General features: G+C 67.9%; 18 protein-coding genes. 8 read left to right on the top strand and 10 right to left on the bottom strand.

All coding sequences use genetic code 11. The features are described 5' to 3' along the window. The first annotated feature begins 135 nt into the window (after nucleotides 1-135). The gene (locus NDI56_RS13060; RefSeq protein ID WP_310919983.1) at nucleotides 136-1,008 is read left to right on the top strand and encodes a ubiquinol-cytochrome c reductase iron-sulfur subunit; all 873 of its coding nucleotides are present in this window, start codon (nucleotides 136-138) and stop codon (nucleotides 1,006-1,008) included. A 26-nt stretch (nucleotides 1,009-1,034) separates the two neighbouring features. Here NDI56_RS13060 and NDI56_RS13055 read toward each other — a convergent pair whose 3' ends face one another. Continuing rightward, entirely contained in the window at nucleotides 1,035-1,784 is a 750-nt protein-coding gene (locus tag NDI56_RS13055; protein WP_310919982.1) for a halocyanin domain-containing protein, read from the bottom strand. A gap of 249 nt (nucleotides 1,785-2,033) precedes the next feature. Here NDI56_RS13055 and NDI56_RS13050 point away from each other — a divergent pair, with 249 nt between their 5' ends. Next, nucleotides 2,034-2,534 carry a hypothetical protein gene (locus tag NDI56_RS13050; protein WP_310919981.1) on the top strand — a complete coding sequence of 167 codons (501 nt, stop codon included), beginning with the start codon at nucleotides 2,034-2,036 and terminating at the stop codon, nucleotides 2,532-2,534. Here the strand turns inward: NDI56_RS13050 and NDI56_RS13045 are convergent. Beyond that, a complete protein-coding gene (locus NDI56_RS13045; protein ID WP_310919980.1) occupies nucleotides 2,531-3,295 on the bottom strand; it encodes a ZIP family metal transporter in 765 nt (254 codons plus the stop codon). The two genes, NDI56_RS13050 and NDI56_RS13045, sit on opposite strands and share 4 nt — an antisense overlap. 377 nt (nucleotides 3,296-3,672) lie before the next feature. Between NDI56_RS13045 and NDI56_RS13040 the strand changes: the two genes are divergently transcribed. The 3 genes from NDI56_RS13040 to NDI56_RS13030 all read left to right on the top strand — a co-directional run bounded on the left by NDI56_RS13040 (nucleotide 3,673) and on the right by NDI56_RS13030 (nucleotide 6,542). After that, entirely contained in the window at nucleotides 3,673-4,746 is a 1,074-nt protein-coding gene (locus NDI56_RS13040) for a TrmB family transcriptional regulator (protein ID WP_310919979.1), read from the top strand. Nucleotides 4,747-4,807: 61 nt separating this feature from the next. After that, a complete protein-coding gene (locus NDI56_RS13035; RefSeq protein ID WP_310919978.1) occupies nucleotides 4,808-5,509 on the top strand; it encodes an SDR family NAD(P)-dependent oxidoreductase in 702 nt (233 codons plus the stop codon). A 1-nt stretch (nucleotide 5,510) separates the two neighbouring features. Continuing rightward, complete coding sequence (locus NDI56_RS13030) at nucleotides 5,511-6,542, top strand: WD40/YVTN/BNR-like repeat-containing protein (RefSeq protein ID WP_310919977.1); 1,032 nt, start codon at nucleotides 5,511-5,513, stop codon at nucleotides 6,540-6,542. A 74-nt stretch (nucleotides 6,543-6,616) separates the two neighbouring features. Here the strand turns inward: NDI56_RS13030 and NDI56_RS13025 are convergent, their stop codons facing one another. Then, nucleotides 6,617-7,279 (bottom strand): ribonuclease H-like domain-containing protein, encoded by a 663-nt coding sequence (locus tag NDI56_RS13025; protein WP_310919976.1) that lies wholly within the window; start codon nucleotides 7,277-7,279, stop codon nucleotides 6,617-6,619. 109 nt (nucleotides 7,280-7,388) lie between these two features. On the opposite strand from NDI56_RS13025, the gene NDI56_RS13020 reads away from it, so the two are divergent. Then, on the top strand, nucleotides 7,389-8,642 hold the full coding sequence (locus NDI56_RS13020) for an outer membrane protein assembly factor BamB family protein (RefSeq protein WP_310919975.1): 1,254 nt from the start codon (nucleotides 7,389-7,391) through the stop codon (nucleotides 8,640-8,642). 34 nt (nucleotides 8,643-8,676) lie between these two features. Here the strand turns inward: NDI56_RS13020 and NDI56_RS13015 are convergent, their stop codons facing one another. From NDI56_RS13015 to NDI56_RS13005, 3 genes are all read right to left on the bottom strand, one after another. Beyond that, on the bottom strand, nucleotides 8,677-9,369 hold the full coding sequence (locus NDI56_RS13015) for a class I SAM-dependent methyltransferase (protein WP_310919974.1): 693 nt from the start codon (nucleotides 9,367-9,369) through the stop codon (nucleotides 8,677-8,679). Nucleotides 9,370-9,461: 92 nt separating this feature from the next. Then, the gene (locus NDI56_RS13010) at nucleotides 9,462-10,004 is read right to left on the bottom strand and encodes a helix-turn-helix transcriptional regulator (RefSeq protein WP_310919973.1); all 543 of its coding nucleotides are present in this window, start codon (nucleotides 10,002-10,004) and stop codon (nucleotides 9,462-9,464) included. Between the two features lie 124 nt (nucleotides 10,005-10,128). After that, nucleotides 10,129-10,776 (bottom strand): hypothetical protein, encoded by a 648-nt coding sequence (locus NDI56_RS13005; protein WP_310919972.1) that lies wholly within the window; start codon nucleotides 10,774-10,776, stop codon nucleotides 10,129-10,131. Nucleotides 10,777-11,031: 255 nt separating this feature from the next. Here NDI56_RS13005 and NDI56_RS13000 point away from each other — a divergent pair, with 255 nt between their 5' ends. Then, nucleotides 11,032-12,009: a hypothetical protein gene (locus tag NDI56_RS13000; protein WP_310919971.1), complete on the top strand. Its 978-nt coding sequence runs from the start codon at nucleotides 11,032-11,034 to the stop codon at nucleotides 12,007-12,009. A gap of 76 nt (nucleotides 12,010-12,085) precedes the next feature. Here NDI56_RS13000 and NDI56_RS12995 read toward each other — a convergent pair whose 3' ends face one another. The 4 genes from NDI56_RS12995 to NDI56_RS12980 all read right to left on the bottom strand — a co-directional run bounded on the left by NDI56_RS12995 (nucleotide 12,086) and on the right by NDI56_RS12980 (nucleotide 14,795). Next, the gene (locus tag NDI56_RS12995; protein ID WP_310919970.1) at nucleotides 12,086-12,397 is read right to left on the bottom strand and encodes a DUF7521 family protein; all 312 of its coding nucleotides are present in this window, start codon (nucleotides 12,395-12,397) and stop codon (nucleotides 12,086-12,088) included. A 1-nt stretch (nucleotide 12,398) separates the two neighbouring features. Continuing rightward, the gene (locus tag NDI56_RS12990) at nucleotides 12,399-12,770 is read right to left on the bottom strand and encodes an ArsR/SmtB family transcription factor (protein WP_417936017.1); all 372 of its coding nucleotides are present in this window, start codon (nucleotides 12,768-12,770) and stop codon (nucleotides 12,399-12,401) included. A gap of 272 nt (nucleotides 12,771-13,042) precedes the next feature. Continuing rightward, nucleotides 13,043-14,242, bottom strand: a complete 1,200-nt coding sequence (locus NDI56_RS12985) for a LolA family protein (protein ID WP_310919968.1) — start codon at nucleotides 14,240-14,242, stop codon at nucleotides 13,043-13,045. Between the two features lie 160 nt (nucleotides 14,243-14,402). Further along, a complete protein-coding gene (locus tag NDI56_RS12980; RefSeq protein ID WP_310919967.1) occupies nucleotides 14,403-14,795 on the bottom strand; it encodes a DoxX family protein in 393 nt (130 codons plus the stop codon). A gap of 156 nt (nucleotides 14,796-14,951) precedes the next feature. Between NDI56_RS12980 and NDI56_RS12975 the strand changes: the two genes are divergently transcribed. After that, nucleotides 14,952-15,245, top strand: a complete 294-nt coding sequence (locus NDI56_RS12975) for a hypothetical protein (protein ID WP_310919966.1) — start codon at nucleotides 14,952-14,954, stop codon at nucleotides 15,243-15,245. The last annotated feature ends 18 nt before the right edge of the window (nucleotides 15,246-15,263 follow it).

Genomic DNA, 15,263 nt, shown 5'->3' with positions numbered 1-15,263 from the left:
GCGGAACGTAACGACGGGGCGGAGGAACCGACGGGGCCTCACCGGTGGGAGACGGGACGGTGTCCCGTACCGTCGTTTGAGAGCGTGTGACAGGTCGTGAACGCCCCGCGTGACCGTCGCGACACAGTATCCACCATGCCACTAGACGAAGACAAATATCCGGCAGCAACGGGCCGGCGACGCTTCGTGACCGGCGTCGTCGGGAGCGCGGCCCTGGCAGGTATCGGCGTCGGCGGCGCGGCAGCAGTCGACACGCTCACCGACCCCTCGGGCGAGGGCGGCGGGACCACGGAGTTCGTCGGCGTCGAGAACATCGACGGGCCGGCGCCCCGCGGGATGCCCATCATCCCCATCGAAATCCGGGACGGCCAGCTCACGGGCGTCTGGCCCGAGTACGACCCCGAGGAGCGAGTCGCGCGGGCCCCGAACTTCGGGGGGAGCGGCATCGACTACTCCTCGGCGTGGTTCCAGTACTGCGGGGTCCAGACTGCGCCGGGCGTCCGGCCACAGGCCGACCAGAACAACACCCTCCTGAGCAGCCCCGGGAGCTACGAATGGCAGAGCGACATCGAGCAGGGCGCGCCGCTGACCGTCGACATGTTCGAGGACTACGAGTCGTGGGGCAACGGTATCGGCCAGTCGGGGCTGGGCAAACCCGCCAGCGCGACGTGGCGCTCCGAGGGGGACGTCCAGTCCATCACGGTCCAGCTCATCCGGTCGAACCGGGTTACGCAGATGGCCGAGGGCGAAGGCGAGTTCAGCGACCTCCCGAGCAGCGTCCGGCAGTTCGTCTCGGCCGCGACGGCGGAGGGCTTTATCGCGTGGCTCAACAAGTGTACGCACTTCTGCTGTGTCCCCGGCTGGAAGACCCAGGGGGGCAGCGCCGCCTTCGGCGCCGAGAACGACATCTACTGCCAGTGTCACCAGTCCATCTACGACCCGTTCAGCCCCGTGTTGAAGCAGTTCGTCGCGCTGCCACGCCCGCCCGCAGAACAGAGCTCGGAGTGACACTGGGCCGCGGCCGCGCCGTCTGTCTAGTCCTTTTCCGAGAGTTCGTAGTCGCCGCCGTAGCGCATGAACACGTAGGTCAACCCGAGTGTCACGACCATCACCAGCGAGGTCGCGATGCCGAGGGTCTTCGCGCTGTTTGGCACCTGCGGGACACCGCCACCGCCGCCGCCACCACCACCGGCGCTCGCCGTCGGATAGTCGGTGCCCACGACAACCGACCCCTTCATCCCGAGGCTCTCGTGGGGTTCACAGATGTAGTTGAAGATGCCGTCTTCGTCGAACGTGTACTCGTAGGTCGTCCCCTGGTCCGCGACGGCTTCGCCCGAGTCGAGCGGTCCCTCGCCGTCCGAGACCACGTTGTGGCCGCCGCCCTGCCCCGTCCACTCCCACACCACCGTCGCGCCGTTGTCGACGTGGACCGCCGGCGGGTCGAACGCGAAGTTCCCGCCGTTGCCCTGGGCGCCGACGGCCACCGACACCTGGTCTTGCCCCTGGGCGTCGACGACGGTGCCGTCGAAGTTCCCCACCGAGTCCAGAAAGCCGCCGAAGTCCGGCGGGCCGCCCCCGCCGCCACCGCCGTCGGCGGGTGAACCTCCCTCCGTGCCAGTGGCGCCACCGTCGGTTCCCGCCGGTGTTCCCTCTGCCGTTCCCGTCTCGGTCCCGCCGCCAGTGGGCGACTCCTGTGCGGCCGCAGTACCCGTGGCGGCTGTCGCCGCTCCCGCGGCCGTCAGCACGAACGCCCGCCGAGACACGGTCGTGTTCCGAGAAGCCATGCCCGCTATTGGTGGGCACCGACCCTGTATATGACGGATTTATTCACTATTTCCAACCATTTTTTACGTAGACAGATACTGCAATTGAGTGCTTTAGAAGTTGTATTTGACCACTTTCGATTTTCTCGCATCCAATTGTTGTATTTTTCTGATGAATCTATGCGAGATGGGGTCGATAGCGTCGTGAGCTGGACGCGAGCGGACCGAACTGGTAACCACGTTTTTTGACGGCTACCGGCTAGCGCGACTATGGCGGACTCGTTCTCACGACGGGGGGTCTTACGGGCTGCTGGACTCGCAGCGGGAGCCGGACTCAGTGGGTGTCTGCTGGACAATCCCAGGACTGCTGCGGGACACGTCTACGTCGAAAACGCCTCGGGCGTCGACCGACGCATCGCCCTCGTCATCGCCGAGCGGACGGACGGGACCGTCGAGCGCGAGGTGGCGGCCTGGTATCGGATACCCAACGGCCACGCCCTGGAGTTCGAGACCGTGTTAGAACGCGACCGCCGCCACGTCATCCACGGGACGCTCCCCGACGCGCCGCCGTCGGACGAAGTGACCTTCGTCAGCCACCCCTGTCCGGCGGACGAGAGCGGCGAGCGAATCGTCGTCGTCGACGTCCAGCGGGACGGCCTCGGCGTCGTCCCCCGGGACTGCGAGCAGTCCTACACGCAACGGGAACTGGAGTACGTGCCGGCCTCGGAGTACCGGCTCGAACCCTACGACGGCGAGATTCCCGGCCGCTAGAGCAGAAAGGTCCCGAGGAAGCCGACCGCCGTCGCCAGCGTGATGTACGGCCCGGCCTCCTGGTAGGCGTCGGGGTATATCTCGCCGGCGAGCGAGGCGAGAATCGCCCCGCCGGCGAACGCGCGTATCGCGCCGACCCACAGCTCCGGCAGCGGCGGCAGGAGCCAGTAGCCGAGCAACACCGCGGCGCCGACGACGACGGCGGTGACGGCCCACGCTCCCATCGTCCGCCATCTGTCGTGGTTCTGTGCCATGTTGGTCCCCGACATCATCGACTGGGAGGTGTTGGTGACGACGAGGGCAAAGAGGAACGCCAGCGCGCCCGAGACGTTGCCGACCAGCAGCGACCCCATCGCCATGTTCTCCGGCACCCCGTCGGTCGTGACACTCGCCCACAGCCCCCAGCCGCGCTCCTCGGACCGGTCGCTGGCGAGCCTGTCGATGAGGATGTCGAGGCCGCCGAAGGTGACCACGCCGAACAGGAAGTAGCCCGAGGCCGCCCACTTCCCGATGGTTCGGACCGCGGGGTCGTACAGCTCGAAGGCCAGCGAGACGACCAGCGACCCCCCGCCGACGGCCAGCAGCGCCGCCTGCCACCGCCGCTGCGGGCTGACCCAGATGCCGACGGCTGCGCCGACGACGAGCGCGAGCGCGGAGAACACAGCGTAGAACCACGGGTTCGAGAGCAGGCCGCCAAAGAGGCCACCCGCGGGGCTGGCCTGAACGAACAGCGACGGGGGCGCCGTGAGACGGCCGCTCATAGGCGGCTGTGTCGCCGGGAACAGCGGTCCGGTCCTCGATACCGAGCCACTGGGCCGTCGGTCGGTCGATACATGTGCGATATCTAATCGTTCTAGTCCGATAGTTCTGGCGCAGGTCTGCGACAGCGCGAGGCCGAGGCCGTCAGCAGGCGGTACACACCCCGGCGACGTACCACCAGTGGAGGGACGGGGACTGGTCTTCGGGCGCGGTCTCGGCGGGCAACTGTGTCGGGAACATACACGGGTATCGAGTCGAATCTGACGGATAAATATTATCAAATTTTTTATCAATAGCCGTTGTGCGGCAGTCTCGTCCGCGTCACAACGGCTGTTGTGCTGGCGGTTTCTTGTCCACAGCCCGAAAACAGGGGAGTGTCATGAACGAGGCCGAGCTGGTCGAGACACTCGAACGGTACGGGCTGTCGCCGTACCAGGCGAGCGCGTACGTCGCGCTCGTCAACCGGGGGACAGTCGCCGCCCAGGACATCGCCGACGTGAGTGACGTCCCCCGACCTCGCGTGTACGACGTCGTTCGCGACCTGGAATCGAAAGGGTTCGTCACCACGTACGAGCAGGACAAGCTCTACGCGCAGGCGCTGGACCCCGAGTCGGCGCTCGAAGGGGTCAGAGAGCGCGCCGACCAACTGGAGCGCGCTGTCGACGTGGTGACCGAGCGCTGGCAGCAACCGACGCTGCAGCGACACACCACCAGCCTCGTCCAGCGGGCCCAGTCGGTCTTCGAGAAGGGCATCGAAGAACTCGACCACGCGCTGGACTACGCGCAGGTCGTCCTCTCGATGGACCGCCTCGAACCGCTCAGGGAGACACTGGCGGACGCACACGAGCGGGACGTCTTCGTGGATTGCACCGTCTACGGCGTCGACGACGAGGACGCCCTGACGGACATCGACTTCGGCGCCTTCTGTACGCGCGCCCACGCCATCCGGTACCCGCTCCGGTCGGCCCCGTTCGGCGTGCTGGTCGACCGCCAGCGCGCCTGTTACTCGTGGCACCAGCGAACGGAGGACGAGTACGGCCTCTACGTCGACGACAGCGCCCACGAGAACATGATATGGCACTACACGATGAATCTCCGGCGGGCGGCCGAGGAGGTCTACGTCGAGACGCCGTACGAACCGCCGCTGCGGTTCGGGTCGCTCCGTGACTGTCTCGCCGTCATCGAACCGCTGGTCCGTGACGACACGGGCCTTCGCGCCGAAATCACCGGCGAGTCCGTCGCGACGGGCCGCGAACGCAGGGAGACGGGGACGATAGCGTCGGTTTCCTATCCCGGCTTCGAGGCGGGAGCCCAACCGGAACCACACCGGGTGTTCGCCGAGGCGAGACTGACGCTCGAAACGGGCAACGAGACGTACACGGTCGGTGGGTTCGACGCTCGGACCGAGGATATCGAGGCCAGCCGCATCGTGGTAACGGAGATAGACGGATGAGAGCGTCCGACCGGTCGCGGTCCAGCGCCGCCGACGCGCCGACTGGCCCGAGGGCCGTCCGATGACACAGGGACCGGCCGTCGAGCTCTTCGACACGTTGGAGGGGCAGACCGCCCTCGTAACCGGCTCGTCCCGGGGTCTGGGCGCGGAGATAGCGCGCCAGCTAGCGGACCACGGGGCCACCGTCTACGCCAGCGCCCGTGACCCGTCCGCCGTCGACGGGGACTCGCTCCGGCGGCTCGAACTCGACGTCACCGACGAGACCGGGATCGAACGGGCGATAGCGCGGCTCGACCGGGAGGTCGGAACGCTGGACGTGCTGGTCAACAACGCGGGCACACGGGGACCGGAGGGCCCCCTCGAAACCCTCGACAGCGAAGCGGTCGCCGAAACCCTCGACGTCAATCTGACTGGTCCGCTCGAACTGACTCGCCACGCCCTGTCGCTGCTGGGGAACGCGGCGACCCCGCGCGTGGTGAACGTCGCGAGCAGCGCGGGGCAGTTCGACGGCGAGATGGAGCCGTCCCACATGCCCTACAGCGTCTCCAAGGCCGGGCTCAACGCCGTCACGCGGACGCTTTCGGGCCAGTATCCGGACCTCCTGGTAAACAGCGTCGACCCCGGCTGGGTCCGCACGGACAACGGCGGGCCGGACGCACCGCGGAGCGTTCCCGAGGGAGCGGCGACGGCGGTCTGGCTGGCCCGGTTCGAGCACGGGCCGAGCGGGGCGTTCTGGCGTGACAACGAACGGATACCGTGGTAACATGCCGGGAAACAAGCGCCTCACGGACCGGCTCGACGGCGACGAGCAGACCACCGACGGACACCGGCCCGAACCAGCGGCCGACGGTAGCGGCCCCGGATTCCTCGTCGGGACGACCGACGGCGTCTTTCGCGCCCCGACACTGCCGGTCGAGGACCCCGAACCGTGTCTCGATGCCGGAACCGTCCACCGGCTCAAGCGGCCGCCGGGCGGCGATGTCCTGGCAGCGACCGACGACGGGCTCTACCGGACGAGCGACAACGGCCGAACGTGGCACGACTGCGACGTGCCAACCAGACGGGTCCACGCCGTCACCGAGAGCGACGGCCAGCTCTTCGCGGGGACGTTGCCCGCGGCGGTGTACCGCTCGGACGACGGCGAGACGTGGACGGAGTGTCGGGGGTTTCAGGCCCTGCCCGTCCGGGCGGACTGGCCGACCGATCCGAACCAAGACGAGGTGCGCGTCCACACGCTCGCCAGCCACCCGGCGGCCCCCGAGCGGCTGATCGCCGGTGTCGAGGTCGCGGGGCTGTACGCCTCGACCGATTACGGCCGGACGTGGCACGAGATATCGGGGCCGTTCCACGACGACGTCCATCAGGTGGTGTGCCGGACCGCCGAGAGATGGGTGCTCGCCGGGCGAGAGGGCGTCTATCGGACGCGGGACGCGGGCGACTCGTGGACCGAACTCCCGCTCGGGAAGCGGCGGTACGTCCGGCAGCTGCTCGTGTCCGAAGGCCGGCTGTACGTGCCGGTCGCCCGCTCGGGACCGCTGTGGGACGGGGAATCGGGGGCGGACGCGGCGCTCTACGCCGTCGACGCGTGGGACGGCGACCACACGCGAATCGGCTACGCCGGTGCCCCCGTCGAGAAGATTCTCTCGTGGGCGACAGCCGGCGGACGCGTCTTTGCGGGGACGACACACGGGACACTCCTCGAAATCGCGGGGGACAGTGCGGCCGTCGTGGGCCGTGTCCCCGTCGCCGCGGACGCTCCGCTGGCGTACGGAACGACCACGCTCTGTCCGCTGTAGACGGCCGGTCGACCCAGTCGGTTCCCGCGGCGCCGTGGCCGGTTCAGTCCCGCCACGGACAGCGTGTCCCCGTTCTATGGTGACGTCGAGAACTCCCGGACGGTGCCCGCGTATCCGGGGTCGAACGCGACACCCACGTCACCGTAGTAGACGAGCCAGTTGTTTTCGAGGTCGCTTTCGAGATAGTGCTCGATGACCGGCCGAAGCGCCGCCGTCCGGTCGTCGTCCTCGGCCGCGAGGGCGTCCAGATAGGCCGGAGCGAGTTCCTCGCCGAACACGCCGCCGTCGACGTCCGTCCCGTTCCAGACCGTCCGGGCCGGCGTGGAGCCGTAGGCTTCGACGCACTCCTCGAGTTTGGGCCACTTTCCGGGCAGGGCCTTTCGGTCCGTCAGGAGGTCCAGATGGTCGGCGGCGAACGAGAACTCGGTGCGGCCCGCACCGAGTTCCGCGAGCCGGTCGCGGAGAAAGGGCAGGTCGAAGTCGGCGCCGTTGTACGTGACCAGCAGGTCCGCCTCGTACTCGGCCAGTCGGTCGGCCGCGCCACGTATCATCTCGGCCTCGTCGTCGGCCGTCTCTCGGTAGAAACAGTCCAGCGCAGCCTCGTATCCGGCCGCGCCGCGCTCGTGGAGTCCGACGCCGACGGCGACGGTCTCCTCGGACGCGGCGTCGAAGCCCGTGGTCTCGATGTCGAGCGTCGCGATTCGCTGGGCGCCGCTGTCTTCGCGTGTGTATTCCATAGGACGAACCCCTCCCGGAGACCTTTATAAATCAACGGTTGCGGAGCGGGCGAAACGGGCGGGCCGAACGAGCGGAAACCGTTTTCAAACTGGACAGGTCAGGTGTACTATGCCCTCTCCCGGCCCACGTGCGACAGCGCCCGGCTCGTCACACACCGACTCGTCCCGGGTGCGTATCTCACGTCGGACTGCCCTCGCGTCCCTCGGAACCGCATTGACCGGCGCACTGGCCGGGTGTAACGCCCTCGGCGGCGGCAGCGACACCGGCGTGTTCCACGACGGCGACTGGCGTTCGTACGGCAACGGCCCGACGAACACGAACCGCGTCGCCGGCGGCGCCCCGGAGCCGGGGGGCCACCAGGTCCTCGAACCGAGGACGTGGGCGTACGCGCCGCCCGTCGTCCACGACGGCGTCGCGTACTTCTCGACGGACCAGCGTGTCGTCGCCCTCGCGACCGACGGGACCAGGCAGTGGTCGCGAACTCTCGACAGCGAGGCGTTCGGCGTGCCGGCGATAGACCCCGACCGCGGGCGGCTCTACGTCCCGACGATAGGGGAAGAGCCGGCGGTCGGCACCGACACGGAGCCGGCGACCCTGACCGCGCTCTCGCTCGCCGACGGCTCGGTCCTCGACACCCAGCGTGTGGGCGACGAGCGAACGTACGGCGTCACCGTCGTCGACGGCGACGTGTACGCCCGGAGCGCGACTACCTGCGTCAGACTCGCGCCCGACGGGACCGAACGCTGGCGGCGCTCGCTCGACCCGCTCGTCTACGACGAGTTCAACCTCGGCGACGAGACCGCGACGCAGATCGCCCCCGCCGTCACGGCCGACGGCGTCTACGTCCCCGACCGGGACGCGCTCGTGCGACTCGACCGGGAGACCGGCGAGGAACAGTGGCGCGTCGCCGTCGAGACGGCGTACGCCGCGTCGGTCGTCGACGACGGCGGCGTCGTCCAGACCGGCTGGCGCGAGGTCGTCGCCGCCTCGCCCGACGGGTCGGTCCGCTGGCGGCGGGATTTACATAGTCGCGCCGCCGCGGCCGCGGCCGGCGGCGACGTCTACGTCGCCGCCGGCGACCTCCACGAGCTCGACGGGGCGACCGGCGAGACGAACTGGCAGGTCCACCTCCCGAGCGAGGGCACCGCCGCGCCGGTCGTGACCGACGACAGCGTCCTCGTGGCGACGGGCAACGTCCACGCGTTCCGACGGGAAACCGAGGGGCTGTTCGGTCCGGACCGCACGCGGTGGGAGACCTCGGCCGGCTACGCGTCGGAGTACGCCTCGCCGGTGGTCGCGGCCGGCCGCGTGTTCGTCGTCGGCCTCTCCGGATTGCAGGCGTTCTACGCCGACGGCGCGTGAGTTCGGCCGGTCGCCGCCCGCCGCGAGCCGGCCCTCAATCCGCCGTCGGCCGAGCCTCGATGACGGTGACCGTGCCCAAGAGGAACGCCTCGCTGTCGACGACAGTCAGGTCCGTCTCCTCGAAGTGTGCGAGCGGGTCCTGTGTCCACCGACAGCCGTGTTGCTCGTAGTGGGCGTCGGCGCGCCAGTCCTGGAACCGGCCGACGAGTTCGGCGTCGCTGCGGCCGTGTTCGAGCAACAGCACCCGTCCGTCGGGGCGACAGACCCGCGCCATCTCCGACAGCGCCGCGACCGGGTCGGGGAAGGTACACGTCGAGAGCGCGGAGACGACGGTGTCGAAGCTGTCGTCGGGAAAGGCTAGTTCCTGTGCGTCCATCCGGTACACCGTCCCGCCCCGACCGATAGCGTCGAGTTCTCCCCGTGCCGCGGCCACCATGTCCGCGCTGATGTCGACGCCGACCAGCTGGGCCGTCCGGGGCAGATACCGGAAGTTCGTGCCGGCGCCACAGGCGACGTCGAGGACCCGCCCGCGCGCGTCGCCGAACGCCCGCTTCCGGAGCGGGCCGCTGAACAGCCGATTGGCCCAGTCCCAGCGCTGGTAGCGGTCGGCCATGTCGTCGTAGAGGTCGGCGATGTCCGCACTGGACAGGTGACGCGAGCCGCGCGGCTGGTCGTCCGTCTGGCCATCCGTCAGGTCGGATGCGTTCGAGGCGCTGTCTGGGGACATGGGTTCGAACAACTCCGTCCACCGGCGGCATAATGCTGGCCCCGCGACGGTGTCGGTCCACCGACGCTGACCCGTCGAAACCGGTGCTCCGCCTACGTGAGCAGGACCGTGTTCCCCATCCCGCGGCGCTTTCGCTCGACGAGGTCTCTGGTTTCCAGACTGTCGAGCGTTCGGCTGACCGTCGCTTTCGAGAGGTCAGTCCGGTCGACGATCTCGCTCTGTGGCAGGACGCCGTCGGCGTCTAACACCGTCTGGTACACCAGTTCCTCGTTGCTCGCGAGCCGGTCCGAGACGGTCTCCCACTCCCGCCGACGGGCCTGCAGTAGCTCACCGCTGGAACGGTCCGTAGACGCCTGTGTCTCCGTGTCTCGCGCCGTAGCTGTCCCGTTCGCGGCCGCCGTCGAACCGCCAGTGAGGAGTACCGTCGCGCTCACTCCGGCGGCCCACGCCGTGACCGCGACGACAGCCACGTCGCGGAGCGTGAAACGCCAGCCGAGGGTCCCGGCTCGCACGCTCTGGTCACCCGCTACGGCGACGGTCGGTGTCGCGGTCAGGAACTGTGTGACCAGGACCGCCGTGGCGGTGACGAGGACACCCGCAGCGAACAGTTCGGAGCGCGAGCGCGTCCGTCTCACAGGTAGTCACCACCGTGAGGCAACCGGGGACGGGCATGCTGCGGGGACGCGAGCGAGCGTGCGATAGCGACGGGCAGCGGAGTCCCCCGGCCCGCTCCCCAGTTGCCGTGTGAACAGCGACCGCTCATCGGTCACCCCTGTCGAGTCGCACGAGTGCTTCGACGGTCTCGGTGCGGAGGTTGACCACCACGCTGTACTGTGCCCCGGTTCCGTCGGGCGTCACGACGACGAGGACGCGGTCGTCACTCCATCGGGGCTCGCGCCGCTCGAAGACGACGGTGTCCGTGGTCTCGTTCGCCCGGAGAACGAACGCGGACTCGTTGGGTTCCATCGCCGTCCGCAGTGAGCCGTTGGGTGTGGCACCGACGACCGCCGCGCGGTCGCTCGGGAGGCCCGACGGAATCCGACGGACAGCGTACGCCGCGCTGTCTGTCGCCGGGACGTCTCCGCCGACGGTCTCCGCGTCGGCGACGATACGCTGTGCCCGCACTCGAACCCGCGTTCGCACGGCTGTCGGCTCACGGTCGACCGTTCGGACGACGTGATAGCCGTCTTGCCGGCTGATTTCGATTCGGACGACTGTGCGTACGTCTTCGACCAGCACCTGCTGTTGTCCGCCGCCGGTCGCGGCGACGAGGGCACCGTCCTCGATTTCGAGCTCGTGGGTCCGGTCGGGGACGACCCCACTGACACTGCCAAACACCGCGAGGCTACCGCCGAGGACGACCAGCGAGAGGACCAACGCCAGTCGGGAGGGCGCGACCGAGTCCATGGGTCGTTGTCGAAACATCGGCAGTATGAATCTGATGGTTTTCACCGCTTTCAGGCGGTGAAACACCCGTGAAACGCGTTTCAGTCGCGTTTCACAGGCGTTTCCAACGGCGATTTACAAGCACTTTCCTGCAACCCACGAGTGCAACAGTCGACGGCGGCGCCACGGTGTCCGTGACCGCTCTGCGAATCCCCGCTCGACTGTTGCCGGAGCAGCCAATGACACGACAGAATCGATGCGAACGGAGTGAGAGTAATGCAACGTGACTACAGACTCGCGATGTACGCCCTCGGCGTCTCGGCCGTGGTCCTCGCGGCCAGCGGCGCCGCGGTCATCGCAGGTGCCGGTCTGCCCGCCGACGCGGAACCGGATACCGCAAACGAGACGAACGGCACGCAAATCGAGGCGGACCAACGGCAGTTCAACGTGACGGTGAGCGGGACCGGCGACGGGGAGTACACCCTCCAGCAAGCCGACCGCACGTGCAGCGGCGTCCTGCGCCTCGACAGTCCGGAGCGCAACAGAACCAGCCATCAGGTCGGGAACGTGACCGTCACGCTGGTCTCACACCACGACGGCGCGGCGTTCGACGAGGTCGGCCGCCAGCGGTTCGCCGAGCTCGTCGTCGACGAGACGGGCACTCGTGCGGGCCTCGGTGCGTACGACCGGCTCGAAGTACAGGTCAATCAGTACTACGAGTCCACGGCGCGCGACGAGCCGCTGGATATCGCCGGTATCCACGTTCGACCCGCCGACGATTGCCTCCCGTCGGTTCGGGGGACAGTCGACCTCGCCAACGAGACGGTCGACGTGCGGACTGCCCGCGCGGACATCGACGAGGTGAGCCTGAACTACACCGACGACATCGGCGTGCTGGACCAGGCCGACCGGGCGTTGATAGAGCGTCTCGTCGCTGCCGACGGACAGACGAGTTACAACGTGCGGGCACACCTCGACGCCACGGAGCTTCGGGCGACTGTCACGGAAGCGACCGCTGACGGCCGCGTCGACGTCGAACTCCAGCGCCCCGACGGGAACGGGAGTTCGGTCATGCTGACCGTCGACCGCGACGCGGAGACGGTCGTCCACTCGTGGGTCGAGATACAGATAGACGAGGAGAACATCAGGACGGCCGGCGAGTTCGAGGCCCGCAACGCGTCCGAACATCCCGACAGCGTCGCGCTCGACCTCGACGAGTCGGCCGTCACAGTGGTGAACGAAACGGAAGAGTGAGACCGCCCCGCCAGGTACGCGGCCCGGCGCCGGTCGCGTGCCGCCGTGTAAGTCGCCCGGAGTCGCCGGTTCGGCGCTACTCTCGTCGGTGGAGCGAATACGCGATGAACACCACGCCGAGAAACTGGAAGGTGCGCGTCACCAGCGTGAGCGACTGCTGGAAGCGCATCGGAACGATCCCCTCTCTGAGCAGCAGTGACCCGACGAAGGCGATGCTGAACGCCACCGCCGTCAGGAATATCAACCCCAGAGAGAGGTACTGCATCGTCGGACTGTCGTGCCGGCGGTACCCCCGGTAGGCCTGATAGCCGACGTAGCTGCCGACGACCGTCGAACCGGCGGCGAGCGCGACGATGAGCCAGTCGACCAGCGCCGGTATCGAACTCATCTCACAGGTTCTCCCACATCTTCTTGAACCGGTCCGCGGTGTCGGCCTCGTTCTGGCCGGGGAACGCCGGCGCGGAGCGCCGCTCGACAGTCGCGTCGAAGGTCCCGTCCTCCAGTCGCATCGAGAACCCCGACAGCGTCGCCGCGTACACGTTGTAATCGTTCCCTCCGGTCTCTATCTTGGTCTGTTCCTCCACCAGATCGTGCTCTCGTAACAGGCGGATACGGCGATACACGGTCGGCTCTGACATGTCGCACTGGGTGGCGAGTTGTTTGGCGGACATTGGTTTCTCACTCACTGCTGCGAGGATGTCCCGGGCGTACTCGTCGCTAAGCAGGTCGAGAAGTTCGCCCAGCGCCGGGTCCTCACTCACGTCCGTGACCAATCACGGGCGACCGAATAAAAGGACCTCCCACTTTCCGACTCAGAAGCCGGGGGGAGGCACTACGGAGGCGTCAGCAGGGTCCGACGGGGACGCCGTGGGCCGGTGGCAATAGAGGGGGGGGAGGAGGGCAAGCCACCGTCGAACCACGGGACAGCGTGTGTGCGCTGCCGTCGTCCCCGGGGCGGGGGACCTGCAACTTTGCTATCGGTACGGGAGGACTTATAAAAGGGAGTCGAGTTTCTGACCCAGAAACTGGGGGGTCAGGCTCCGGGACAGCCGACCGACCGGGCGACCGCGACCAGCAGGTCGGCCGTCACGCCGGAGCCACGCAGCGTGTACCGATACGTCCCACAGTTCCACGAGAGCGTCACGGTCGACCCGCGGGTGAGGAGAGCCGGCCGACCGTCGATATACCGCCGCTCGCCGCCGTCGGGCACGGGGTACGTGAAGTTGTACTTCGAGACCGTAATCCAGCTCGTCTGGTTCACGTAGCGCAGTCCGACCCCCTGGACAGAGCCGTCGGTGTGTGTGGCGTAAGCCAGCTCGTACGACGGTGGGACGGTCGGTTCCGGCACGGGAACGGTGGTGTTCGCCCGCAGGGCACTGGGCCGACGGTACACCTGCGTCTCGGGTGCGTCGGTGGGCTCGACGGTCGTGTTCGGCCCGATTTCGGGCGTGAACGTCCCGGCCGGGATGTCGGGGTTGAACGTGACGTCCGTGTAGGTCGTGGTCAGCTCCGTCCGCGTCCCGTCGTCACGCCACGTCGTCTGTCGCTTGAGCGGGTAGAACCACTCCGTATCGATCCACAGCGTCTGCCGATAGCCGGCCTCGGACTGGTTCGGGCCGGGCGTGACGTGGACGACGTACGTCTCCCGTCCGTCGACCGTCTCGTTGCCCCCGTAGCGCACGGTGTACTCGGTGTCGAGCCCGGGGCCGCCCGGGGACGTGTCTTCGGGAACGACCGGGAGCGGTTCGACAGCGGGGCGCGTGTCACTCGCGGCGCTGGTGGCCGTGAGATTCGCCCTGACGAGCAGGCGCTGGACCCTGTCGGCAGTACCGGTCGTCGGCGACGGCCCGCTGAGCCGAATCCGTGTCACGACCGCTCGGTCCTCGTCGTGGAGCCACAGCACCGACCCGTTCGAGACGCGCAGATCGTACCGCGAGGTGCCGCTGCTGAGCCGCAGCCGCCGCTCTCCCGTCGTCGGGACTGTCGTCGCGTCGTACGCCGTCCTGCTCTGAACCGTCCCGTTTCGCTCGATGACGGTCGTCCGCGTGGCCTCGATACCGTCGAGGGACTGGTAGCGCTCGCTGACGTTTACGTCGACTGGCGGCGGCTTCTCGACGGACGAAACGCCCGCCGACCAGACCGCGACGACCAGGACGGCCGTGATGAGGAGTCCCGTGACTGCCAACACGAGCCGGTCGGTCGATATCCGCTGAGTGGAACTTTGGGAGGGCATAGGTCGTCAGGAACTAGCTGTGTTCGTACATAGGCACAGCCCCGTCGGAATTAAAATCAACTGTTCCGACTCCAAGCGGCCGGACTGTCGACGGCCTCCGACAACGCAACGTCGGCTCGGAGCGGTGCTGTCTCGGACCGGGATCGGCGCGATACCGCGCTCACTCCGTATACCAGTACGCCCACAGAATCAACACGCCCTGCAGGGGCAGCCGTGCCCAGCGACCGAACGCGGAGGGGTCGCCCCCGCCGGGCATCCCCGCGACGACGACCCCGCTGGTCGCCATGTAGATGTTGGCGGGAAAGATTGCGACCAGCAACGCGATTGTCGCCCACGCCGCGTACTGTCGGGTCCGTGGCAGCAACACCCCAATCCCGACACCGATTTCGGCGAGTCCGGAGAGATAGACCAGCGCGAGCGGTGCGGGCAGTATCGGTGGGACAATCTGGACGTACAGCTCCGGGACGACGAAATGCAAGAGCCCCGCGACGACGTACAGCGGGCCCATCAGGTAGAGCAATGGACGTTTGAACCGCGCCAAGCTAGCACACATCTGCCATCCGGTACGGTCACCGGAGTCAAGCAGTTTGGGGTGTCTGGCGCCTCTATCTGACTCTCCGGCACGCACTACTCGCGTGTCCAGACCGCTGTGCAGCGGCTTGCGTTCGCAAGTAGACCGGCTATGAGAGTAGAGCGCCACCGCTTAGGCATGACCTCACAGCTGACCGTCAAAGCGGTCGAGCACTACGAAGACCACTACCACGTTCGGTTCCGCGACGCCGACGACTTCGACGAACTGGAGACGCCCGACTGGGCGCGGGACCTCGCCGAGTCGGAAGTGCCGGGAAGTGACGTACAGATGGGACGGGACGAGACTGACGACTGGCTCGTCCAGAGCGTCGGCGTTCCCGTCGACCGCGTCGACGGCGAGGGCGACGCCTCCAGAAAGGCCCTTCGGGTCGTCACCCTGATCAACGACCACGAGATGTTCGACTCCCGGTGAGTGCCGGACGGGAGCGCG

Origin of the sequence: Halomicroarcula saliterrae, from assembly GCF_031624395.1 — an archaeon.
Classification (GTDB): domain Archaea; phylum Halobacteriota; class Halobacteria; order Halobacteriales; family Haloarculaceae; genus Haloarcula; species Haloarcula saliterrae.
Note: the sequence above shows the minus strand (reverse complement) of the source record. Positions and strands in the feature narration are given on the sequence as shown.